The organism is Nocardiopsis prasina DSM 43845 (assembly GCF_000341265.1).
Taxonomy (GTDB): domain Bacteria; phylum Actinomycetota; class Actinomycetes; order Streptosporangiales; family Streptosporangiaceae; genus Nocardiopsis; species Nocardiopsis prasina.
Map to the genome: position 1 here is coordinate 73143 of NZ_ANAE01000107.1, position 22797 is coordinate 95939.

Annotated in this window: 16 protein-coding genes; 3 read left to right on the plus strand and 13 right to left on the minus strand. The window is 65.9% G+C overall.

Annotated elements, in window-relative coordinates:
- The first annotated feature begins 177 nt into the window (after positions 1-177).
- The 3 genes from serC (at position 178) to D452_RS0110050 (ending at position 4600) form a co-directional block, all read left to right on the plus strand.
- On the plus strand, positions 178-1299 hold the full coding sequence (gene serC, locus D452_RS0110040) for a phosphoserine transaminase (RefSeq protein WP_017544019.1): 1122 nt from the start codon (positions 178-180) through the stop codon (positions 1297-1299).
- Positions 1300-1423: 124 nt separating this feature from the next.
- Positions 1424-2431, plus strand: a complete 1008-nt coding sequence (locus D452_RS0110045; protein WP_017544020.1) for a glycerophosphodiester phosphodiesterase family protein — start codon at positions 1424-1426, stop codon at positions 2429-2431.
- Between the two features lie 474 nt (positions 2432-2905).
- Positions 2906-4600 (plus strand): hypothetical protein, encoded by a 1695-nt coding sequence (locus D452_RS0110050; RefSeq protein WP_017544021.1) that lies wholly within the window; start codon positions 2906-2908, stop codon positions 4598-4600.
- A 105-nt stretch (positions 4601-4705) separates the two neighbouring features.
- Here the strand turns inward: D452_RS0110050 and D452_RS0110055 are convergent, their stop codons facing one another.
- The 13 genes from D452_RS0110055 to D452_RS0110115 form a co-directional block, all read right to left on the minus strand.
- Positions 4706-4981 carry a hypothetical protein gene (locus D452_RS0110055; RefSeq protein WP_017544022.1) on the minus strand — a complete coding sequence of 92 codons (276 nt, stop codon included), beginning with the start codon at positions 4979-4981 and terminating at the stop codon, positions 4706-4708.
- Between the two features lie 181 nt (positions 4982-5162).
- Complete coding sequence (locus tag D452_RS0110060) at positions 5163-9167, minus strand: type IV secretory system conjugative DNA transfer family protein (RefSeq protein ID WP_017544023.1); 4005 nt, start codon at positions 9165-9167, stop codon at positions 5163-5165.
- A 161-nt stretch (positions 9168-9328) separates the two neighbouring features.
- The gene (locus D452_RS0110065; protein ID WP_020379983.1) at positions 9329-11587 is read right to left on the minus strand and encodes a hypothetical protein; all 2259 of its coding nucleotides are present in this window, start codon (positions 11585-11587) and stop codon (positions 9329-9331) included.
- Positions 11588-11692: 105 nt separating this feature from the next.
- Positions 11693-13477, minus strand: coding sequence for an AAA family ATPase (locus D452_RS0110070; protein WP_017544024.1), 1785 nt, complete (start codon positions 13475-13477; stop codon positions 11693-11695).
- 373 nt (positions 13478-13850) lie between these two features.
- Entirely contained in the window at positions 13851-14906 is a 1056-nt protein-coding gene (locus tag D452_RS0110075; RefSeq protein ID WP_193374225.1) for an AAA family ATPase, read from the minus strand.
- 28 nt (positions 14907-14934) lie between these two features.
- Positions 14935-15432: a hypothetical protein gene (locus D452_RS0110080; protein WP_026129156.1), complete on the minus strand. Its 498-nt coding sequence runs from the start codon at positions 15430-15432 to the stop codon at positions 14935-14937.
- 29 nt (positions 15433-15461) lie between these two features.
- Positions 15462-16130 (minus strand): hypothetical protein, encoded by a 669-nt coding sequence (locus D452_RS0110085; protein ID WP_026129157.1) that lies wholly within the window; start codon positions 16128-16130, stop codon positions 15462-15464.
- Positions 16127-17152 carry a hypothetical protein gene (locus D452_RS0110090; RefSeq protein WP_017544028.1) on the minus strand — a complete coding sequence of 342 codons (1026 nt, stop codon included), beginning with the start codon at positions 17150-17152 and terminating at the stop codon, positions 16127-16129. The genes D452_RS0110085 and D452_RS0110090 overlap by 4 nt, the downstream gene beginning before the upstream one ends.
- An 89-nt stretch (positions 17153-17241) precedes the next feature.
- The gene (locus D452_RS0110095; protein ID WP_017544029.1) at positions 17242-17892 is read right to left on the minus strand and encodes a hypothetical protein; all 651 of its coding nucleotides are present in this window, start codon (positions 17890-17892) and stop codon (positions 17242-17244) included.
- Positions 17892-18899, minus strand: a complete 1008-nt coding sequence (locus D452_RS0110100) for a hypothetical protein (protein ID WP_017544030.1) — start codon at positions 18897-18899, stop codon at positions 17892-17894. The genes D452_RS0110095 and D452_RS0110100 overlap by 1 nt, the downstream gene beginning before the upstream one ends.
- 116 nt (positions 18900-19015) lie before the next feature.
- A complete protein-coding gene (locus D452_RS0110105) occupies positions 19016-20833 on the minus strand; it encodes a phage tail tip lysozyme (protein ID WP_017544031.1) in 1818 nt (605 codons plus the stop codon).
- Positions 20834-20899: 66 nt separating this feature from the next.
- Entirely contained in the window at positions 20900-22162 is a 1263-nt protein-coding gene (locus D452_RS0110110) for a hypothetical protein (RefSeq protein ID WP_017544032.1), read from the minus strand.
- 178 nt (positions 22163-22340) lie between these two features.
- Positions 22341-22670, minus strand: a complete 330-nt coding sequence (locus D452_RS0110115) for a hypothetical protein (RefSeq protein ID WP_040693485.1) — start codon at positions 22668-22670, stop codon at positions 22341-22343.
- Between the last annotated feature and the right edge of the window lie 127 nt (positions 22671-22797).

Genomic DNA, 22797 nt, shown 5'->3' on the forward strand with positions numbered 1-22797 from the left:
CCCCATTAGACAGCAGGAGAAGGCCGGCCGACATCCCTTTTCCCCGAATTGGGACTGGCCCATACCGGCCAGAACCACCGACCTGTGATGATTCGTTGCGCGGGTCACGCGGTTTCACTTGCACCAATTGCCGACCTGACCGGCGCCGCCACGTTCTCCACCACTACGCTGGTCGGCGTGACCGAGATTCAGATTCCCGCGAACCTGCTGCCCGCCGACGGCCGATTCGGGAGCGGCCCCTCCAAAGTCCGCGCCGCCCAGCTCGACGCCCTCGCCGCCTCCGGCTCCCGCTACCTGGGGACCTCCCACCGGCAGAAGCCGGTCAAGTCCCTGGTCGGCCGGGTCCGCTCCGGTGTGAGTGAGCTCCTGTCCCTGCCCGAGGGCTACGAAGTGGTTCTGGGCAACGGCGGGACCACCGCCTTCTGGGACATCGCCGCCCACGGCCTGCTGCGCTCCAAGTCGCAGCACCTGGCGTTCGGCGAGTTCTCCAGCAAGTTCGCGAAGGTCGCCAAGGGCGCCCCCTGGCTGGACGACCCGACGGTCATCACCACGGACCCCGGCACCCATGGCGAGGCCGTCGCCGAGGCCGGTGTGGACGTGTACGCCCTCACCCAGAACGAGACCTCCACCGGAGTGGCAGCGCCGATCCGCCGGGTCGCCGGGGCCGACGAGGACGCGCTCGTCCTGGTCGACGCCACCAGCGGTGCGGGCGGCCTGCACGTCGACATCTCCGAGACCGATGTCTACTACTTCGCGCCGCAGAAGAGCTTCGCCGCCGACGGCGGCCTGTGGATCGCGGTCATGTCGCCCAGGGCCCTGGCCCGCGTGGAGGAGATCGCCGCGAGCGGCCGCTACGTTCCCGAGTTCTTCTCGCTGCCCACGGCGGTCGCCAACTCCGCGAAGGACCAGACGTACAACACCCCGGCCGTGGCCACACTGCTGCTCCTCGCCGAGCAGCTGGAGTGGATCAACGGCCAGGGCGGTCTCAAGTGGGCCGTGGCCCGCACGCACGAGTCCAGCTCGATCCTCTACAACTGGGCTGACCACTCCCCCGTCGCGTCGCCGTTCGTCGTCGACCCGGCGCAGCGCTCCCAGGTGGTCGGCACCATCGACTTCTCCGAGGAGGTCGACGCCGCCCGGATCGCGCAGGTGCTGCGCGCCAACGGCGTGGTGGACACCGAGCCCTACCGCAAGCTGGGCCGCAACCAGCTGCGCGTGGCGATGTTCCCGGCCGTGGAGCCCAGCGACGTCAACGCGCTCACCGAGTGCGTCGACCACATCGTGAGCCAGCTGTCCTGACGGGGATCACCCGGGGACCGTCCTGAATCGGTCCACGGACACTGGAGAATGGAGGCCGACCCGCCGCGCGTGGGTCGGCCTCCTTCTCCTACTTCCGCTCATCGTTTCCCAGGACGGTCCCACTGTGCGCAGGAACAAGAAGACTGAACTCCCCATCAAGATCATCTCCCACCGGGGGGCCTCCGGTCACCGACCCGAGCACACGCTGGCCTCCTACGAACTGGGCGCCCGGCACGGCGGCGACTTCATCGAGATGGACCTGGTCGCCACCAAGGACGGTCACCTGATCTGCCGCCACGAGCAGGAGATCGGCGAGACCACCGACGTGGCCGACCGCCCGGAGTTCGCGGACCGGCGCACCAAGCGGACCATCGACGGCCGCACCGCCGAGGGGTTCTACGCGCAGGACTTCACCCTCGCCGAGATCAGGACGCTCCGGGCCCGCGAGCGTATGGCCGAGGTCCGCCCGGACAACGCGGTGATGGACGGGACCTACGGGATCCCGACCCTCCAGGAGGTCATCGAGCTGGCCCTGTCCCTGACCAAGGAGCTGGGCCGCCCGATCGGGATCTACCCGGAGACCAAGCACCCCGCCCACCACGTGGAGCAGGGGCTGGACCTCGAACCTCCGCTGATCGCCGCGCTGCGCGAGGCCGACCTGGTCGGCGAGGAACCCGCGGTCCCGGTGTTCCTCCAGTCCTTCGAGGCCGAGAGCCTGCGCAAGCTCGCCGAGACCGGGCTGCCCCTCGTCTACCTGATGGGCACCGAGGAGCACTGGCTGCACCACACCACCCCGGACGGCCTGGCCGAGGTGGCGACCTTCGCGCACGCCATCGGCCCGCACAAGAGCCTGGTGATCCCCACCAACGAGGACGGTTCCCTGGGGGAGCCCACCGACCTGGTGAAGGACGCCCACGAGGCCGGCCTGGTCGTGCACCCCTTCACGTTCCGCAGCGAGAACCACTTCCTGCCCACCGACCTGCGCTCGGACGGCGACCCCAAGGACTACGGCGGCTTCGCCGCCGAGTACGAGGCCTTTTTCGACGCGGGAGTGGACGGCGTCTTCACGGACTTCTCGCGCCACGCGTTCCTGTGCCGCGAGCACTACCTGGACCCCCAGCCCGAGAAGTAGCGGAGAGGCGGCCACGGCCGTCGCCCGCCTCCCACCCCCCGTATCCAGGACCGGCGGGGGTCGGCCCCGAACAGGACCGCCGACCCTGCCGGTCCTGTTCCGTGTCCACGACCCGAATCCCCCGCGGGTCTCGTCAGGGGGTCGCCTCCGCCGGCCCCGAGTTTCGGTGCGCCCCTGACCTGCCCGCATGCCGCCAGCATTGAACACCCGCGCCGAATCCAGCATAATATGGCATTTGCCGAAATTGCTGACAGACGAGGAACCGATCGCGCATGAGCAGACGTCCAATCGACGATGCAGAAATGAGCGAAAGGGCGCCCTTCTTCACCCCGTGATCCCGGTGGAGCCGTACCGACACGGGCGCTCGCCCGGATTCGCCGACGGAAATCGTCGGCCCCGCACCCCGAACATGAGCGTCCAATCAAATGGTTCAGCTCCGCAGCGCAGAGTTGATGGACCAGAAAAGGAGTAGCCGTGGCGGACGTGGTCAGGGTGAAGTCGAAAACACTGGGCATCGACACACACGAAGCCCCGAGCGCACCCGATCAGCGCAGCGACAAGAGGGACGCCGAGCCGGCCGAACCCTCCGTTGACAGGACGCCGAGGAGAAAACGTCAGCGAAAGCCCCCCGAGAAGGACCCGCTCACCGAACTCAGGCAGAGGAGGCAGAGAGAGCAGGAACGGTTCGTCGAGGACGTGCGGGCCTCGCGCATCACCGCACCGGGTCAGACCCCCCAGGACCAGCACATGATGCTCAACAACCTGCATCAACGCCACGTCTCGACGATGGTGGACCTGTGCCTGAGGCCCCTCCGGAACAAGGTCACCCCGAAGAGGGTGATCGCCACCGTCGGCGTGGCTGCGGCGATGTGGATGCTGTCGCCCAGGTTCCGCTCCCACGTGGGCGAACAGGCAGCACGGGTGGCCGATGCCCTGGGCGTCGGACGCGGTGGACGGGCGCAGACCGCTCCAGCTCCCTTCACCCCGGACGGACCGCTCGGCGCGAACGGGAGCCCGCCCTGGGGCCGGAACGAGCAGCCCCGGGAAGCCTCGAACGACAGCGGTCAGGGCCCCCGGTCGAACGAGCAGAGTGACCGCGAGCCGTACACCGAGGAGAGCGCGGCTCTGGCACACGTGGGGATCGCCCAGAACGCCTACGACGAGATGCGCAGGCCCGGCGCGGACCAGGATCTGATCAGGCAGAACTACCGAAGCGCCCTGGACGGCCTGTACCGCTCCGCGGAAGCCGACGGGTTGAGCCGTGAGGCGATACGGGGCAACATGCGCGCCGTAGTGGGCCAGATGATCGAGCGCGATCCCTCGAAGGCCTCCGTCTTCTCCGGATTCGCGCATGGCGGCGATCCGGGGACCAGCGGCCCCTCGGGGGGTGAGATGACCACCGATGAAGCCTTCACGGTGCGCGAGCCGATGAACGCCGCCGAACACCGCGCGGCTGCCGCCCGGACCATGCACGAGGACCTCAGCAACGCGCACGGACTGGCCGAGTTCGACGAGGTCGTGAAGCAGTACTACGTGGGGTCCTTCACCCGCGAGCACCCGGACCTGGCAAAGGAGGGCAGGGATCCCGCGGAACGCGCCCGGCTCAAACGCTCGCAGTCGATGTTCGCGTCCATGAGCGACGACGGACTCAGTATCGATGAGCAGGGCAAGTTGCACAGGCAGGCACTCGTGGAAACCCTCCAGCACGTGGACCCCCAGTGGGAGAGGCGCCTGCGTGACCTCGACGACAGGGTGAACCAAGCACGCGAGAATCCACGAGGACCCCGGACCTGGGCGGAGCCCGGTCCGGGCGCGCAGCCGGACCCGGAGGACGTCGTCACCGTCGAAGCGGAGATCGTCGATGCCGAGATCGTCGACGAGGACCAGGACGCCGTCGGTGACCAGGGCCCGGCGTCCTCCGTCAGCCAGGCCGTCCCGAAGCCTCCGGGTCCCTCTTCCGCCGTCGAGCAGGCGCAGTCCGGACCGGAGGACCTGCGGGACCTCGCGTCCGGCAGTGACGACACGATGACCGGCCCGAGCCGCGCGAGGACCCTGGCCGCACGGCAGCGCGTCGCGGTGAACCAGGGGAACACGGGTACGTACATGGGCGCCCAGTCGAGGCTGCCCGCCCTGGGACCGGCCCCGTCAGACGGCCCGGAAATGGGCTGATCGCCCCCACGGGAGGGAACGGCGAGGAACCCGGCAAAGAGCGGAAGACCGACGAGGACGCGCTGGAGGGATTTCCTCCAGCGCGTCCTTGTCGCATACACGCTCCTACGAGTTCCCGTCGAAGATGAAGAGAAGCAGAACCAGGTGAGGGATGACCACTGCGGCGATGGCCACGAGATAGCCGCCCCAGTCGATTCCCAGCGGCTCGTTGATCATGGCGATCAGGCGGTCGAATCCGGGGCGTGCAATCTCCAACAGGGGATCAGTCAGGCCGGACAGGAACAACAGCCAGAACAGACCCCACAGCATTGCCGCCGCGATGCACGCACCGAGGAGACGGCGCACGCTGATCGAGCGCCGACCGGCTCCGTTTCCGGACATGAATTCCTCCTCCTCAGCGAGCCGTCGCGCTCACTTTCCTACGGTTTACCATCACTGGATCCCGATCCCCACCGGGTCGAGGTCGACGATGGAACAGCCCCTTCTCGGACGACTTCCCTGACCTGGCTCGAAAGGTCGAGCCTTTGGTTCTCGCGCCCTTCCTCCGTGTTCCACCCGGTCACTACTCCTGAGAACGCATCACGCTCGCCATCGCCCGGTCGAACTCACCGCGCGCCACGTCCAACCAGCTGTCCTTCTCGGCCAGGAACTCGTAGAACGCTCCATGGACGCTGAACCCGTGCAGGTCCGCCCATTGGCCGGGGTCCTCAGCGAACACCCGCTCCTCGCTGCTGGCGCTGGCCTGCTGGAGTCTGCGCATCGCCTCCGACTCGTCCTGACGGGAGATGAAGACCCTCGTGCCGTCAGCGCTGCGCAGGGAACCGTCACGGCCCGTCGAGAAGTGGGCGCCATCCTGTTCCAGTGCGGTCCGAGCCGTCTTGTACGCCTCGACGATCTGTCCGTCCAACGGGCCGTCCAACGCACCAGCGTGCGGCCGCTCGGGGTCCGACGAGAAGTTGACCAGCATGTCCCGACTGATCTGCCTGTCGGCGTAGCGCATCACCCTGAACTCGTCCATCCGCGACTGCTGGATGTCGACGAGCTGTTGCAGGGCCTCGTCGAACTCCCAGTCCATGTCGTCCATGTCCACGTCGCCCTGGATGTCCTCGGGGTCCACGTCGTCGGAACCGCTCAGGCCCTTCTCCTCCGCGTACTCCTCGCCCCGGGCGGCGTCCACCAGCTCCATCACGTCGTTGGCGTAGGTGTCGGGGTCCCGCCGAGAGACGTCGACCGCGGAGAGGCCGTGTGCCGTCCGGTACTTCTCACGGCAGGCCACAGCCAGTTCGGCCTGCTGCATGCGCTTGGCCAGCATCGCCTCGAAGTCGGGCTGGTTCATGCGCACGTCGAAGTCGAGCGCGCTGGACAGTGTGGGGATGGTCTGGAGCGTGTAGTCGTGGCCGGGGTGCACGATCGAGTCCCTGAACAGCCGCCAGCTCATCGGGAGGATCATCTCGTTGCGGTTCCACACCGGGGAGTCGCCCGCCCGGAAGACGATCGAGTTGCGTTCGGAGATGAAGGCCAGGTCGTTGTAGCTGATGACCGGTTCTTCCTTGGTCGCCATGGTGTAGGAGACCTTGCTCTCCACGCTCATGCCCTTGACCAGCTGACCCTTGTCCTGAGTCACGGTCTTGGAGTCCATGTAGGTGGTGTGACGCTTGCCCGACATCTTCTCCAGCGTCTCGAGCATCGAGTCGTCCGTGCTCTTCAGGAAGACGATGTTGGAGGTGTTGCCCTGCACGATCTTGTCGACGCTCTCGCCGTACACCTCTCGCAGCTGCTGCAGGGTCTGGAGGATCAGTGTGAACTGCTGGTCCTGTCCCAGACCGATGGAGAGCATCGTCTCGAACCCGGAGATGCCGTGCCCCTCGGACTGGAGGTTGCCGAGCTCGTCGAGCATGAACCGGGTCTTGTACAGCGGCTTCTGGTTCTCCTTGGTCATGTACGACTTGTCGAAGTTCAGGTCGACCAGCTGCTTGATCAGGATCAGGATCAGCTTGGCGTACTTCATCAGGTGCGGTGGCGTCACCAGGAAGACCGCCTTGGGCTGTTCCGAGTAGCGCACCATCGTCTGCGTGATGGCGCTCGCCTGCCCCATCTCCTTCTGTGGCTGGTCCCCGGTGATGTTGGTCAGGCGCACCTGCGGATAGGTGGTGTGGCCCGGCGCGAACGAACCGTCGTCGTTCCTCTTCAGCTCCAACAGGATGCCGTTGCGTACGATCTTCCTGTTGGTCACCGGGTCGGTGATGAAGAACCGGCCGTTGAGCGAGGTCTGGTAGTCCTTCGTGAACCTGAAGTAGAAGGTGCGGATCAGCATGCCGGACTGCGGGTTCAGCAGCCGCAGTCGGACGTAGGCGACGTCACCCGTGAACTTGCCGCTGAAGTAGAAGCGGGCCCAGCCCTCGCGGGAGACGATGTCCTCGTGCTGGAAGTCCGCACCCAGGTCCTGGGTGAACGCGGGGTCGGCGAAGGCGTCCCACCTGGCCTGGGAACCGATCAGGTGATCGCGCTTGAGGTAGTTCATGGTGAACCGCACACCCATGCGCCGCGGGAAGCTCAGGCCCCCCAGGTCCGTGTTCTGGCTCGGCGTACCCGAGGTGAGCGTGGAGATGGTCGGGTCGGTGAAGAAACTCATCGCCGTGATCGCGATGCCGTACACGGAGGCGAGCATCTTCTCGGCCGCGCCCATGGCACGCAGGGCGTTGTCGGCGTTGCCCACCAGGGTCCGCATCGAGTTGACCGGGAGCGCGTTGGTGGCGTTGAAGAACAGGGTGAGCATGTCCAGCTCCTCCTTGTTCTCCCACAGGAAGGCCTTGCGCTCGGCCTCCGCGTACTCCGCCTCGGCCTCCGCGTCACGGAACGTCCCGTCATCCGGGTTCCCGTACTCGCCCCTCTGGGCCTTCTCCTCGACCAGCTGGACCGGGTTCTTGACCTTCTTCGCGGAGAGCTGCACGAACAGCTGGTAGCAGTTGTAGAGCGTGACCTTGCCCCACCGCTCGTCGAGCTTGGTCTCCAGGACCCTGGGGTCCATGTCCACCCGGCTGGCGTAGGCGCGCAGCTCGCGCTCCTCCTCCAGGTAGTAGTCGATGAGACCGTAGGCGGCTCGTTTGAAGGCGTTGTTGGCGGCGTTGGGCCAGACCGGGTCCTCACCGCCATCGAGAGGGAAGAAGACGTCGGCGATGTTCTCGATGTACATCGCACACTTGGTGGAGTCACCCTCACGGGCGGCCTCCGCAGCCATGCCGAGCGGGTTGTAGATGTCGGTCTTCATGGCGTTGATCAGGTTGAACTGCACCACCTGGAATCCACGCATGGTGGCCCGTACGTAGTGTTTGACCAGCAGTTCGCCCTTGGGGTCATTGATGACCATGTTGTTGGGGCGCTTCTCGCGCAACCACATGTCGATCATCGGCTCGATGTAGGTCTGCCCCTTACCGGCCCGCGTGATGGCCAGCACCATGGTGTTCACGGGGGCGGTGTCGACGATGTAGGCGCCAGCCGGCCGCTGAACCTCGTACTCGGGGAAGGTCCAGTCGTCATTGACCATGTCCGCGACGGTCTTGTACCTGCCGAGCTTCTCCCGGTCCTTGCCGTCGGGGTTGTAGGGGACCCTGGTGGTGTCGAACCTCTTGCGCAGGGACTTGTCCTTCGGCAGGCCGGAGGCCTCGAAGAGCTCTTCCCCGAACCTCTCGTCGATCAGCGGCTTCTTCCTGGTGATCGCCCGATCGTCCTCGTCGAGCAGGATCTCGCCCTTGAGGTACTCGATGTCGCCGTCAGAGTCGAGGACGTCCTCCTCCGCGCGCTGGGCAGCCTGGACCTGTTTGAGGCCCTTGTTGGTCATCATGACGTGGCTGATCATCGAGTTGGGCTGTACGCCCGAGTGCGCACCGGCGTCGGGGAACCAGTCAAACTTGCGCACGATCTCCTGCGGCAGGGCGATGTGCTGGTCTCCGTCGTACTGGTTGATGTCACTGGTGTCGTGCAGCAGGTTCTGAGCGTCCCGGTTGCGCATGAGCAGTGTGTGGACCACGCCGAACGTGACCAGGCCTGCCCCGAAGCTCACGGCCAGCTTGAGCCAGCTCATGTGGAGGAGCCAGCCCACCAGTCCATCGGGTTGGCCCGCGCGCTCGGCGTCGAGCTCGGCCTGCTGGGCCGCCATGTCGTCCAGCACCCACTGCGGCGGGTCCTCCAGGGCCTCTGCCTCGGAGTCGTAGCAAGGCCGGTCGGCCATCACCTCGCCGCTCTCGTCGAGGGCCCGGAAGCAGTAGCGGGTCGGAGAGAGGCTCTCTCGTTCCACGAACTCGGGGGCGGTGGGGCTGCTGAACGACGCGGACACGGTGCTGACCGTGAGCTGGCCCGCCGACCACACCGCCCACACCAGCAGGGTGACCAGAACGCTCACCACGACGGCGAGGACGGTTCGCGAGGTCCGAGTCCGTTTGCGTTCGATCCTGGAGCGATCGAGCTGCTGGGATTCGTAGACGTCGCGGTTGGCGTTCGTCTCCTCGGTGCTACGAGAGGAGAGCTTGTCCCAGGCACCCGCTTTGGGGCTAGAACTCCTCCTGGCCATGGTGCGCCTTTCGTTGGTGCATGCGCTCGGAAGCGCTCACTTTCCTGCTTCGCCAGATCTCACGACGGGACGTCCGAACGACGCGAACAGGGCACCACCCTCGTTGGTCGGAGGTGATGCCCCGCGCGCGGTCACCGCTGCGCGTCATGGCCATCAAGGGCCTAGTCGGACCACACCGGGAGGGCCATCGCGCTGGCACCGAACGTGTTGTAGCCGAACCACCAACCGATGATCACGCCCACGCCGACGGCCGCCAACGCGAAGACGGCCATGAGCACGAAGAGGATCTTGTTGGCGCGCCGCTGGACATTGTTGGCACGGTTCAGCTCTTCGATGCTGGCGTGGTTGGTGCGGTTCAGCGCCATCAACTGGCCCTGGTACTCCTGGTGCATCGTGTCGGTCATGTTGCGGGTCTTCTCGACCAGGTCGGAATACATCTGGTTGTTGATCTGGGCCTTGTGATGCCATTCGCCCTCGCGCTCGCGCATCCGCACCTCCGCCTGCTCGCGGCTGCGTTCCAGGTCGGAGGTCAACCTGTTGAGATCGGCCTTCAACCGCAGCATCTGGTTCTCGTGCCCGGCCCTGAGCTCCTCCGAGCGCCGGGCGTGCTCGGCCTTCAACTTCTCCACGCTGGTATCCAGTTGCAGCTGCACAGCCAACGCCTCGGCCCGTGCGATGTCCTGCTTGCGGTTGTCGTCGATGTAGCGCGTGAGCTTCGCGTTCCACTGGCTGAGCAGGTCCATCTCGGCCTGGCGCTGGATGGCCTCACGCTCCGACAGCAGTTGGAAGGCGCGCGTGGTGCCCAACTGCATCCGGGTCTGCGCGTCCTTGCGCCGCATCTCGAGCACCAGCTGGCGCCGGTGGGTGTGACGCTCCTCGTTGCGCCGTTCAACCTCCAGGGCCACATCGGCGATCCGACGCTCAAACTCGGGGCGAGCGCGGTCCCAGAACGCCTGTCTGGCCTGGGCCGCGGCGGTCTCGGCCCGGTTGTCGGCGTCCTCCTCGTAGCGCCGGGTGATCTCGCTGCGCTGGGCGCTGACGTCCTCGGGCGCCTTGGACCTGAGCTCGCCGTACTCTGTGTCCGCGGCGACCATCAGCGACTGGTAAACAGAGCCCTCGCGCTGTTCGTCCACCGCACGCATGACCGACTCCACATGCAGGCTCATGGTCTCGACGAAGAGGCCGCGCAGTTCCCTGCGGTGGTTGCGGTGGAGCTTCGCCAGTTCGGAGTTGGCCTGGTTGGCCAGCAAGGAGACCTGCTCACCGAGCCAGTCGGTGGGCTTCTCCGTGCCCCTGTCACCCAGTTCGAGGCGCACCGCCGGTGCCCGGGTGTCGAACGTGGCCTCGAACTCGTCGAGGGCGATCTCAAGTTCGAGGTCTCCGGAGAGGAAGCGCCGCGCGATGCTCGCGCGCACCTGCTCCTCGGTGAACTCTCGGTCCCGGTGGTGCTGCGCGTACTGTTCCCAGTCCTCGGACCCCGCCTCGTCATCGACCTCCGTGTCGTAGTCCTCGTCATCCTCGTCGTCGTAGGCGACGAGGTCGTCGTGGCCGTGGTCCTCGAGGTCCGGCTCCGCGTCCAGGTCCGTCCCCGCGCTGAACGCCTCCTCGACCCCCTCACCGAACACCAGGGGCTCGGCGGCGACGTTCGACTCGAAGTGGTCGTCCGCGTCGGCCTCGGGCTGTCGGGTCGCCGCTGTCGGGGCACCGTGACCGAAGACCGTGGGGGCGTCGTGCCCCGCGCGCTGGGCGGGGCCGCCGGGGACGGTGTGCGGCAACGGGGGTGTTCCGGCGGGTGGGGTGTTCACCGGGGGGCTGGGAGTGTCGATGGCCTGGGTCCATGCCCACACGTGCGGCAGGTGGTCGGCAAGGCTGCGGCTGCCGTTGGCGATGGCCACGACGTCGGCGAAACTCGCCTCCTTGCCATTGACCGGGTTGACCAGCAGTTCCTGACCGTCCGGACTCGGGCTCAGCACCATCCAGTGATAGGTGGTGTTGGTGAGCAGCGAGTACTCCTCCATCCGCTCCAGGGTCTGGGGGGTGGGGATGATCCCCAGTACCTCCTCATCCAGGAGATAGCGGGTGGTGATGGCCTGGATGTGGTCATGGTTGATGAGCTCGATGAGCGAGCCCTTGGCCTCGTCCTTCTGGTGCTTCTTGCTCAGACCACCGATGTAGTCCACCGGCAGGGCCAGAGCAGCCCACGAGTTGGCACCCGGCAGGACGAAGGGTTCGTTCTGCTTGAGCAGGTCGATGACGGCGTTGACGGTGCTCTCGCGCACCACACTGGCCAGCATCTCCTCCGGCTTCCGCCGCTTGGCGCGCTTCTTGCCGTCGCCGTTGGGCGGGGCCGCGGCTTCCGGATTGTCAGAGGACGTGCCGTCGCCCGCCCCCTTCTGCCGCATGTTGTCGATGAATCCCATCGGCACAACCCTCTCCGGTTCGAACCATGACTTGTCGTACTGGCTTTTCGTGAGCCCGCGCGGGCTTCTTTCGGCCGAGCGAACCCGGTGGAGCTCGGGGGGTTCCTAACGGGCCGCGGAGACCTCGACGTAGGAGTCGCTCTTCAGCAGGCCCTTGTCCTCGCTGCGCATCATGCCGCGCACGTCCACCCGAAGGACCCGCTCGTGGGGGTGGGCATTGATGAAGGCGGCGATGGAGATGGTGACCTCGTCGGTCATCTTCGCGATCGCCGCACGCGCACCGCCCGCGTTGGAGTCGGTGTCCCCGTGGTCGTCGATGAGGTACTGGAGGACACGCTCGGCAATCTCGACCCGGACCCCGTGCTTGACCATGACCTCGCGGCGCATCTGGCGCAGCTTGTTCATGACGATCTTGCGCTGGGTCTCCCGCGAGAGGGGTTGGAAGGGAACGATCGCGTCGATACGCCCGAGCAGTTCGGGCGGGAACTTGTTGTCGCCCTGCGTGGTGGAGATCGAACGGCGGATCTCCTTCATCTTCTCCACCAGCTCCTTGCCGGAACCGGTGTCGTCGACGTTGTACTGGGCGATGGTCTCGTAGATCTCCGAGCCCGCGTTGGTGGTGAGGACGATGTAGGTGTTGAGGAACGAGACCTGGCGGCCGTTGTCGTCAGAGAGCCTGCCGTCGTCGAGCACCTGGAGCAGCACACGGGTGATCGCCGAGGCCGCCTTCTCGATCTCGTCGAAGAGCAGGACCGCGTGCCCCATGTCCCACACGCGTTTGGTCAGTTCCGAGCGGAACAGGTCCAGCGACTCCTCGCGCGCGAACTCGGACATGTCGAACCGGACGAGGTGGCGCTGGTCGTCGCCGAACAGCAGTTTCGCGAGCTGTTTGGTGAGCTCGGTCTTGCCCGTGCCCGTGGAACCGGTGAGCAGGAAGGAGGACATGGGCTTCGTCTTGTCGTTCAGATCCGCGACGCACAGTTGCAGCCTCTTGGAGACCACCGTGGTCGCGAAGTTCTGGGAGAAGACCGCGCTGTCGAGCTGCTTCTTGATGCTCACCGCGTCAACGTTGAAGGCCACGTTGACGTTGGTCGACTCCATAAGGACATCCGCCAGCAGGGCACGGTCCATCGGACGTCCGGTGTGGCGGTGCCAGCCCACCATCGAGTCGAGGACCAGAATCGACTTGCGCGGCTGGGTCGACGCCGGAACGTATCGGTTGGTGTACTCGTAGATCATCTCGAAGAGGTGGTCGTCGTAGAACTGGTCGTCCACCTTGTACCGTTTGGCCATCCCCTTGAGAATTTGGACCGTGGTCCTCTGGTCCGGCGGGTTCACGTTGATGCGTTGGAGTCGCTCCATAAGCGGCTGGTTCGGCGCCACGTACTTATGGAATTCGTCGAACGTCGTCGCCGCGATCACACGGATCCCACGCGCACCGGAGGCAGCCAGCACCGGCTTGAGAGCCTCGACGGAGGCAGCGCTCAACTGCACCACCTGGTGGAACTCGTCGATGAACAGCACCAGCTCCGCCTGCTGTTCGGTACTGAACCGCTCGGCCTCGTCGAACAGTCCCTTGATCAGCGCCGCCATTTCGTCGGAGCTGTTCAGGCCCGCGATCATCCGGGCCAGATCCACTTCCAGGTAGACCCGTTTGGCGTCCGCCAACATGGCAGCCTGCACCAGAGCGGTCTTGCCCGACCCGGGAGGGGCCAGCAAGAGGGCGTTGCACAGCTCGGGCCGGGACATGGCGGCCATGAGCTGGGAGATCTCGTATTCACGCCCCACGATCTCCCGCTCGGGAGCCTTGAGAGGGTCGCTGAACTTGGCCAACTTCGGATAGAGCGAGTCGAGCTCTTCGCCGGAGGAGCCATCGGACCTGGTGAACAACCCTTACCACCTTCTGTGGATGAGAAGGTTACGAGTCCATCTCAGTTCCACTCACGTTTTTACCCATAAAGCAGCATTATTCTAGCACGAAACAACGCAACTAGGACAAGCTAGATGCCTTGTTTGATGATGGCCGAAAATACCGCGATGGACATCGCGGCAAACAGTGGGAAGACACCGCCCGCCCGGAAAGGCGAATGGGGAAACGTGTCCCTTCGTCCGTCAGGATGAGCGCTGGCCTCCCACCATTACGACGCGCACCGAACACACTTTGTTCGCGGGATCCCGCCGAAAGCAGGGGCGCACGAGGACCGCGGCGGCCTCCGCCTGCCCGCGCGGCCCGAAACCCCGCGGGCCGACGAAGCCGTCCGAGTCAGGCACCCGGCAGGTGGTCACCCCGTCCCTCGCCCCTCGCCTGGTCCGGGGAGGACTCCGGGGCTCGCGTGTGACCGGTGTCCGAGGCGGACGCGCTCGCCCCGTCCGTCTCGACGGTGTCCTCGTCCCAGTCCAGGAAGGCGTCGAACTCGCTTTCTCCCCTCTGCTGAGGGCCGGTCTGCGGTACGTCGGACGGGAGCTCCTCGGTCGAATCCGCCAAGGCCTCCTCCACACCCGGCGTGATCCTCTCCCGCAACAGGCCCTCGGGGCTGCCGGGAACGTAGTCCACCCCGGGCCGTTTGGCGCCGTCCTCGGCACGGCGCTGGGACTCGACCTGGTCCAGAAGGAGGTCGAACACGCCCTTGGGGACCTCCCCCGGCCCGCCCCTCTCCGAGGGCGCCCCCCGAGGCGGCGATCCCGCCCCCCGGTGGACCGACTCGTCGAGTTCCTCGTCAGCGAAGAGATCATCGATCTCGTCCGAGTGCGTGGGCACCGCGAACTGGCCCCCGTCCTCGAACTCGGATTCCTCGGCGGAGTAGTCGGGGAAGTACTCGGCGAGGGTGTATCCGCTGCTCTCCTCGGTGAGCACGGCGCTGTTCTGGTCGCGCACTCCCACGAACACCAACGGCGGCTGGTCCATGGTCTCCGGGGAGACCACGAGGAAGTCGACTCGGGCGGGAAGCTCCCACACGATGCCGACCATCGTGTTGGGCACCTGGAAACGGGGGCTGAAGTATCCCTTGTTGATCAGCTCGTTCAGCTGCGCGGTGTCGAACTCGTAGAAGGCGTCGATGCTCGGTTCCGAGCCGGAACGGTAGGGCAGTTCCGTGATGCCGAACGGCAGCGCGACCTCCGGCTGCACCTGGAGGATCTGCCCTCGCAGGTGCAGGTAGGGGCGGTAGTTCTGGTCGGCGCCGTGGTGGAGGATCGACACCGCCTCCATGCGCACGGCGAGTTCGCAGTGCACCGCGCTCAGGGTCTGCGTACCGACCCCGCTGTTTCGAGCCAGACGATGGGACCAGGGGTCGGAGATCTGCAGGGGTGCGATTTTCACACGGATCGCCTTTCTTCGGTTTCGGGGGTCAGCGACCGGTTTCCTCGCCCAGCAGGGCACGCCGGGCCTTCTCCCCCAGCCGCCGCTGGACGCGCCACAACCAGCGCGCCAAGACGAGCACCAGGACGAAGATCAGCCCGATGAGGAACAGGCTGGGTGCGAGCCAGTGCGCCAGTTGCATCTCCAGAGGGGCGGCGGGGCCGATGCCCGTTCCGGTCGCCACCATGAGGAAGACGTTGGGGACGACGGTCACCGCGATGAACATCGCCAGAACATAGACGGCGAAGCAGGTGGAGAAGATCAGACCGGCGCGCGCGGCCACCACCAACGACTGCATTCCTTTCTCGCCCAGGCGGGCGCGGGTGCGAGCCCTGATCGAGGGCTTCACGCCGTTCTGGTCCGCCTGGTCGGCCGCAGCGGGCTCCTGTCCATCGTTCTCCTCGACCTGACGTTTCCTTGCGCGCCTGTCCGAGGCGGACTGGGCTCCCTTCGACTTCTTCCTGGCCGTCGGCGAAGCGGGACTCATCGGCTGTTCTCCTGGCGGGGCGTGGGGTGTTAGGAGCGTGCGGGGGTTTCGTCGAGCCAGTGGGCGTCGATCTCGGTGATCTCGCCCCTGTTGTTCGTTGACCACATCACGGACAGGGAGGCGACCGCGGAGGCTTCGTCCTCCTCGTCACCGTCGTTGCTCGCGAGGTCGTCAGCGTCGAACACGTCGACATCGACGAAGTAGGAGTAGGTCGAACCCACCTTGTCGACCAGGACCGCGTCGAACTCTCCCAGCTCCGCCTGTGAGCCCTCACGGAGTGCGGGCACGCCGTCGGTGGACAGGTTCCCCAGCGAATCCAGGGTCCCGTCGTCAGAGGTGTCGGGTTCGCTCGCAACGCTTCCACCCGCCTCCACCGCGTCACGCAACAGCGCGTGCATGGCCTCCCGGTCACCGTCCAGCCGTTCGACGCGCACCGGAGTGGCACGCTCCAGTGCCTCGGTCCAGGCGCTCTGGAACTCGGCTTCGGCCTCCTCGGCCTCGTTCTCGTGTTCCTCCGCGAGGGCAGCGACCGCGGCGTGGTCGGCCTCCCGCCCCGATGACGCCGACCAGACGGCCAGTCCGCCCACGGCCAGCGTCAGGACGGCCACCCCCAGAGGCACCCAGGACACGACGAGCCGGATCCGCTCGCGGCGGAGTTTCCGCTCACGCTCGTAGGCTTCCATCTCGGCAAGGCTCATCCGCGCTCACCCTCCCCCTCGTGCCCATCCTCGTCCGTCGGGACGTCGGCCCCACTGTCACGCGTGTCCTCGTCGGGATCGCCCTCGGTCTCGGAGTCCCCCTCAGCCTCGGCTTCGTCGGCGCCCTCCTCACCGTCGTCGACGCCGACCGTCCCGAACGCCATCTGGTCGAACTTCTTCGACAGTGGGTCGAAGGTGCCTCGCATCCATGCGACCGCCCTTCCGGACTCGTCCTCGGTGAGGGTCCAAACCAGGGGGATCGAAGAGTCACGTTCGAAGACGAGTGCCTCGTGCGCGGTCCAGGTGTGGTCGGCCAGGGAGACGTCCTCCTCCACGGTCGACACCCACGTGTGCCACTGGGTCACCGCGTCGAAACCGTCCGGGTCACGCACCTGCGCCGCGAAGTGCGGGGTCAGACTCCGCTCCAGGCCACCGATCGCCTCCTCGCGCAATCCCTCCGCGCAGGCGGTGAGCTCCTCGTCGGTGTAGTCGCGCGGGGTGGTCGGAACCTCCTCGAGGTAGGAGACGCACTCGTCGCGCTCTCCCGCGTCGGGGGTCTGCTCGGGCAGCTCGTCCAGGGGAAGCGGCCCGCTGTGTTCGAGGAAGGTGTTCTGGGCCTCGGCGACCCTCTCGCCCACGGAGGTCGCCTGGCTCAGCCACCGATCGGCCTCGTCCCTGCCCGGCAGGTCCTCCAGGCTCTGTTGGGCGGTGGTGGTCCTGCCCTGTGCGTCGAACCCGGGCTGGGCCTCTTCCTGCAGTCGGGCCTGGTGCTGAGCGCTGATCAGCCCTGCCGCGAGCAACAGGGTCAGAGCGCCCAGGATCCCCAGACCGGTGGCCGACCAGTACGCGATCCTCGGAAGGAGGGAGGGGCCCTTCGGGGGTGGGGGTTCCTCCTCCTGCCCCGCACGAGTGGCCCCCAGTCGTTCGGCCAGGCTTCCGGGCTCGTAGTTGGAGAACGAGGGCGGAGTCGGGGGCCTTTCGGGCCCGTGCTCGCCATCGGCCACGTTGACCTCCTCCCTCATGTCACCACGAGGAATATTTCCTCGGATATCAGAACAGTTCCATCAACACACACTAGTGACCGGTCGGCCTTCCATGGCCGCATGACGGGTCACTCGGGGCCGGAGGAACGGACCTGTGACGTGGCGGCATACCCCTCGACGTCGTGCACCCCACCATCACCGTCAGTGGTCAACAACACCGTGGAAGTGTTGAACGCACTGGCCTCACCGTCGTCGGACGTGGTCCGCACATTGACCAACACCAGATAGGTGTACTCGGTGCCCAGGACCGACATCAGCTGGGTGTCGAAACTGTGCACCCGTGAATCGAGACCAAGCAGATCGATGAGCGGGTACTCCTTGCCCTCGCTGTCGACGTTCATCGGCGCCTCCGGCAGGAACTCGGTCATGAACGCAGAATCCTCCGGAACCTCCCACGCGGTCGTCATGGCCGTGCGAGCGCTCACGTACTCGGCGTGGGTCTCCCAAGTCAGGGCGGTGTCCAGCACCTGACGGATGAGTTCCTCGTCGGCGTCCAACCGTGCGACGTTGGTGCCCACCACATCCTCGGCGACCTGGCGTCCGCGCTCCGCTTGGTCGGCCTCCAACTCGGCCTTGCGCTCGTCCAGTTCACGGATCTGCGCTTCCTGCTCCGCCAGAACGGATTCCCTCGCTCCCTGGGTGGCCGCGAACGAGGCACTGGACACGACCAGGAGCCCGGCCGCGACCAACGGGAAGGCGTTCCGCTGGAGAAAGCTCATCAGTCCTCCTCCCGCGCCGCGTCCGCCGGACGTTCCCCGATCGAGGTCCTGCCTACCTGGAGGCTGTGAAACCTCCCCGTGTCGCCGCTGAACGTCCCCCTGGCCCAGGCCAGCACGTCACCCGTGGAGGCGTCCCGATTGAGCCACGCCACGTCGACCACGCTGGCGGAGCCCGTACGCGGGGTGGTCGACACCAGCTCCCAGGAGTTCAGCGTCGGGTCGGCGTAGTCCGTTCGCGTCTCGTCCGCGTGCCGCGAATACCAAGGGTCGAGCACGTCGATCTCGCGGGGGCCGTGGATCACGTGCGCGCCGGGGTGGTGGGAGTCCTCGTCCTTGATGACGCGGGCCGACTCGTCGAAGAGATCGACGAGCTCCTTGCGCTGTTCGTGCGCGTCATCCGTCTCCCGGCCCTCCGCCAGGTCCTCGTCGTCGAGGTCGACGAGGATCTCCTGGTACTCGTTCTGCGCCCGGGCGACCTGCTCGCCCTTCGTCTGGGCGTCCTCCAGCGCCTGACCGAGTCGCTCCTCAAGGTCGGCGACGTCCGGCTCCTCCTGCGTCTGGGCCTCCAACAAGCGGATGTCCCCTTTGAGCGAGGCGATGCTCTGCTCGTTCGCCTCGGACTGCGCCTCCGTCGTGTCAGTGCTGGCGGCGGCCAGGTACCCGGCCGCCAGAGCTCCGAGCATCAGGGCCGAGCCCAGGCTCAACCGCACCGACCGACCCACGTCCCGCGGGCGTCCTCGGCCGCTGACGCCCCGCTCGGACCGCTCGCGTCTGCGCTGCTGGCGTTCGGCGCGGCGCTCCCGCAGCATCTCCTGGACGTCGTCCCCGGTCAGCCTTCTACGATTGGCCCTCTGCTTGGCCTGGTAGCCGTCGAAGCGTTGCATCACCTCCTCGCGGCTCATGTGGCGCCAGGACTTCTTCGCGGCCCCCTGCTCCTCATCCGAAGCACCGGTGCCCGACGACCGCTCGTCGCCGCCGTCGCGCTCGTTGTTCCCTTCGCCGGACACTCCCTGGCGCTCCTTTCCTGTCGAGCCGGACACAAGAACTCCACCGGCATCCGAACCACTCCGGAGGAGGACGCAGACCGCGCCCTGTTCCCGTCAGGGAGCCGTTGTGCGCTCGGTCATTTGAACGTTCCCGGCTTTCCCACACTGACATGAATGTGGTCGATGTGACTCTGGGTAATGTCCCCTCGCTCCGCGTCCCGGGTGATCTCGTTGCTCCACTTTCCCACCGGGTCCCGCAGAGGGTTCCAGACACGTTCGTACCAGAGGATGCCGAGAATGTTCAGTTCCTCGTGGTTCGCGACAAGATAGTTCACGACCTCCGTTCCCGAATTCTTCATCTCCTCGGTCGGAACCTCGCCCAGCTCGGCCATCATGTAGTCGATCGCCTTGCCCTCACCGTGGTTACTCGTCGCCTCGTCGCGGTAACCACCCGCGCTGATGAAGAATCCACCGAACTCGTCCTGGAGGTGTTCGTGCAGGTCACAGGCCTGAGAGTCCATCGTTCCCAGCGACGCGCAGGGGATCATTTCTCCGGCCTGAACCACACCTCCACCGCTGACGTTGGCGGTCTGGCAGTCCTGCACCACCGCGGCCCGGCGATTCTGATTGGCCGCACTCAGAGTCGTCTCGGCCTGCTCGAGAACGGAGTCGGCCAGACTCTTGTCGGCCTTCCAGGAGTCCAACTTCGCGAACCACACATCGGCGTGGTCCAGGCGCGTGGCGAGCTTGGCACGGTTCTCCTCGACGCCGAGTGTCAATCCCTCCCACTTCACCATCCACTCCTGGGTGGATTCCTCGATCGAGCCGTCCGGGGACTCAATGAGTTCCTTGGCGAAATTCACCCGCGCGGGGTCGTCCTCCGAGAGCATGAAAGCGAACTGGGTCTCGAGTTCCCACCACTCACCACCGGTCTCCTCCGCGTAGTCAGTGAGCATGGTGTTACGACCGTTGGTCCACTGACCAAGGCCAATGCCCACCAGATCGATGGCCGGGTACCTCGCCGCGTAGTCGGCGTCGATCAGCTCGACCTTGAAGCCGTTCTTCTCCGCGGCCTCAGTGCGTGGTCCGTACTCGTAGGGCTCGGTGTAGATCGTCTCCACGGTCGTCGGGTCGATCATCGACTCCTGCTGGAAGTTGCCCAGCACGCCCGCGATGTTCTCGTCCTGCATCCCCATACCGCCAAGAATGGAGTAGACCTTCTCGGCCATGTCCTCCATCGACTCGTCGTTGAGCTGAGCCGCGGCCTTGGCGTCGATCTCGTTCACGGTCGCCTCGGTCTCCGGACGGCAGTCCTCCGGCATGGCGTCGCGCTGAGCGGTCGCGTTGTTCTCGTTCGTCGCCTGTACCGCCGTCGCGACGATCGCGACGATCGCCAGAAACCCCGCCCCGACCGACATCGCGGCGCCTGTGACCACGGAGATGGCTCCGCCGACGGCCGCTGCCACCGCGGCGCCGACCGCCAGAACCGCGCCCACCACCGTCTTCGCCACCGCGACGACGATGGACCACAGGAGGTTCAACAAGTTCAGCAGCATGGCCGCCAGCGCGGACATCAGGCCCTTGAGCCACTTGAGGAACATCATGATGACCAGGAGTTGGGCGCCGAGCCCGATGGCGGGGATCGCTGCCGCCGCCCCCACTCCCTTGGCCACGCCCTTGGTGCCCTCGGCCCCGTCCTTGGCGGCCTTGGACGTACCGCCGGCTCCCAGACCGGGAGGACCTCCGCCGGGCCCGCCCGGACCGCTGGGCGCTCCCTCCGAGGCCTTCTCCGGGCCCGCCCCTGATTCCGCGCCCTTCTCAGAACCTTCGCCGGGTCCGCCCTTCGCGGCGTCGCCCAGGCCGGGAACACCCTTCTGCGCGGCCTTGCCTATCTCACCCGAATCCCCGGGGCCGGGGGGCTGCAGGCCCCCGGCTCCACCACCGATTCCCGACACGGTGTCCTCTCCTGTTCCCTTTGCGTATCGCCTGGACTTTCAGACTGCCGAGCGTCATGCTCCGGTTCAGTAGGTGAGCAGAACCTCTTCGTCCGAATTGATCGAGCCAGACGAATCAACGCCGCGCAGCAGTACCTCCAGCTCCAACAGATCGCTGTGGGAATCGACCTGGTAGGCGTTCTTGATGCGGTAGTACTCCTGGTAGGCCTGGGTGGTGTTGTTCATGATGTCGGTCAGGGGTTTCATGGCCTGCTGCGACTGCCCGTAGTCCTTCAGGTCGTTGCCGTCCGTCAGGAGCCATTCGATGTCGTTGGCGGAGAACTGGGAGTTCTCCCCGTCGTCGGCCTGAGCCTTTTCCCCGAGAAACGTGATGTAGGACGTCTCTCCCACGGGCATGATCGAGTCCAGGTATCCCTGGTCGATCGAACCCGAACGCCAGTCGAAGTCGTAACCGCGCGGATGCACCCAGTCCGTTTCGAGATCCAACGTGGCCTCGGTCTCCTCTTCGGCAGCCTGGCCCGCGATGGAATCCCCGTCGATCTGTGCCGGAACCTCAGGTGGTTCGATAAAGACCCCGTCGACGTTGACCCGGTTCATCTCCGCCTCGTATTCGGAGATACGGGTGAGGTAGGAGCGCATTTCCAGGAGTTGTTGATCCATCGCGTCACGGATCTCCTGCTCCTGTTCGGAGAGCACCAACTCGTAGTAGAGGGCGGCGGGGTCCACACGGGTCCCCTCCAGGGAAGTCGCTTCCCGCGTGCCCGAGGCTCCCGGGTTGAGGAAGACCCGCCACTGGTCGAACTCCGCGAAACTGCCGTCGTCCTGGAGGTCCTCCCGCAGCTCACGACCCGAGTCCGCGTTGTAGACCAGTTCGCTGTTGGCCCGGAGGGTCAGGCTCAGGATCTGCTGCGCGAAGGGCACGTCGGAGTCCAGCACCACTCCCAGGTAGCCGGTGGAACCGAAGACGAGGATCGAACCGGTGATGTTCGACTGGAGCGCCATCGTGTCCAGTTGCTCGTTGGAACCAGTGAGGAAGGCCTGGTAGTTGGCGGCGTCAGCGGAGAAGCTTCCCGCGTCGGCGTCACGGAAGCGCATGAGGACCAGGGCCCGGGTGTTGTCGTCGTTGGTGTAGATCCCCTCGACGCCGCCCGACAGTTCGGTCCTCGAAGTGGTGAACGAAGTGGTGTACAGAGCGGTCTCGTCCAGCCGGGCCCGGTTGTTCGAGGCCGCGGAAGAGATCGTTCCCATCAGGAGCATGGCGAAGGTGACGGTGAAACACGTGGTGATGACCCCGAACCGCTCGATGGCATGGTGGGGTCCCAGTTTCATCTTCGCCGTAAAGGACGAGAAATTCTCTTTCAAGCTCAAAGGTCCTGCTCCTGACTTGACGATCGAGCACAAGCCGACCTGTGGAACGAACAAAGGGCCGACAGCTCCGTTGGCCGCCGACCCTCATCAGTACCTACCGTTGCACAACCATGTCCCAGGACTCCGGTGCGGTGGCGCCTTATCTGAATTGGTCGAGACCGAGGAGGATCATTCCGCCGCCCAGGTCTTCGATGGTGGTCCGACCACCGGCGGCGATGGTCGAGATGAGACTGAAACCACCGACCATCAGGGCGCCGCCGATGAAGATCAGACCGATGATCTTCACCCAGCTGGTCTGGTCCTGCTGCGAGGCCATCAGCTTCTTGACGAGGAGAACGCCGCCCCACACGACACCGACCGTGCCCATCAGGGCGAGGAGGGATCCGCCCGCCATGCGTACGTAGTTGGTGGCGTTCTCAAAGAACGAGAGGAGGTCCCATGACGCGAAAGGGAGGTTGGTCAAATTCATTATCGGTTTTCCTTAGTCGTCTGCTCCTGGCCGATGGCGGCACAGTAGGCCCCTCGCGGCAGGAGGTTCAACAGGTTTGGGGCGGCATGTTCGACACCGGGGGGTCGTGCGCTTTCCGGAGGGTTTG

Bases quoted from the DNA above. Each gene is read 5' to 3' on its own strand.
- D452_RS0110055 (WP_017544022.1), bottom strand. From the start codon at position 4,981: ATGTCCGGAAACGGAGCCGGTCGGCGCTCGATCAGCGTGCGCCGTCTC.
- D452_RS0110060 (WP_017544023.1), bottom strand. From the start codon at position 9,167: ATGGCCAGGAGGAGTTCTAGCCCCAAAGCGGGTGCCTGGGACAAGCTC.
- D452_RS0110065 (WP_020379983.1), bottom strand. From the start codon at position 11,587: ATGGGATTCATCGACAACATGCGGCAGAAGGGGGCGGGCGACGGCACG.
- D452_RS0110080 (WP_026129156.1), bottom strand. From the start codon at position 15,432: ATGAGTCCCGCTTCGCCGACGGCCAGGAAGAAGTCGAAGGGAGCCCAG.
- D452_RS0110085 (WP_026129157.1), bottom strand. From the start codon at position 16,130: ATGAGCCTTGCCGAGATGGAAGCCTACGAGCGTGAGCGGAAACTCCGC.
- D452_RS0110090 (WP_017544028.1), bottom strand. From the start codon at position 17,152: ATGAGGGAGGAGGTCAACGTGGCCGATGGCGAGCACGGGCCCGAAAGG.
- D452_RS0110095 (WP_017544029.1), bottom strand. From the start codon at position 17,892: ATGAGCTTTCTCCAGCGGAACGCCTTCCCGTTGGTCGCGGCCGGGCTC.
- D452_RS0110110 (WP_017544032.1), bottom strand. From the start codon at position 22,162: ATGAAACTGGGACCCCACCATGCCATCGAGCGGTTCGGGGTCATCACC.
- D452_RS0110115 (WP_040693485.1), bottom strand. From the start codon at position 22,670: ATGAATTTGACCAACCTCCCTTTCGCGTCATGGGACCTCCTCTCGTTC.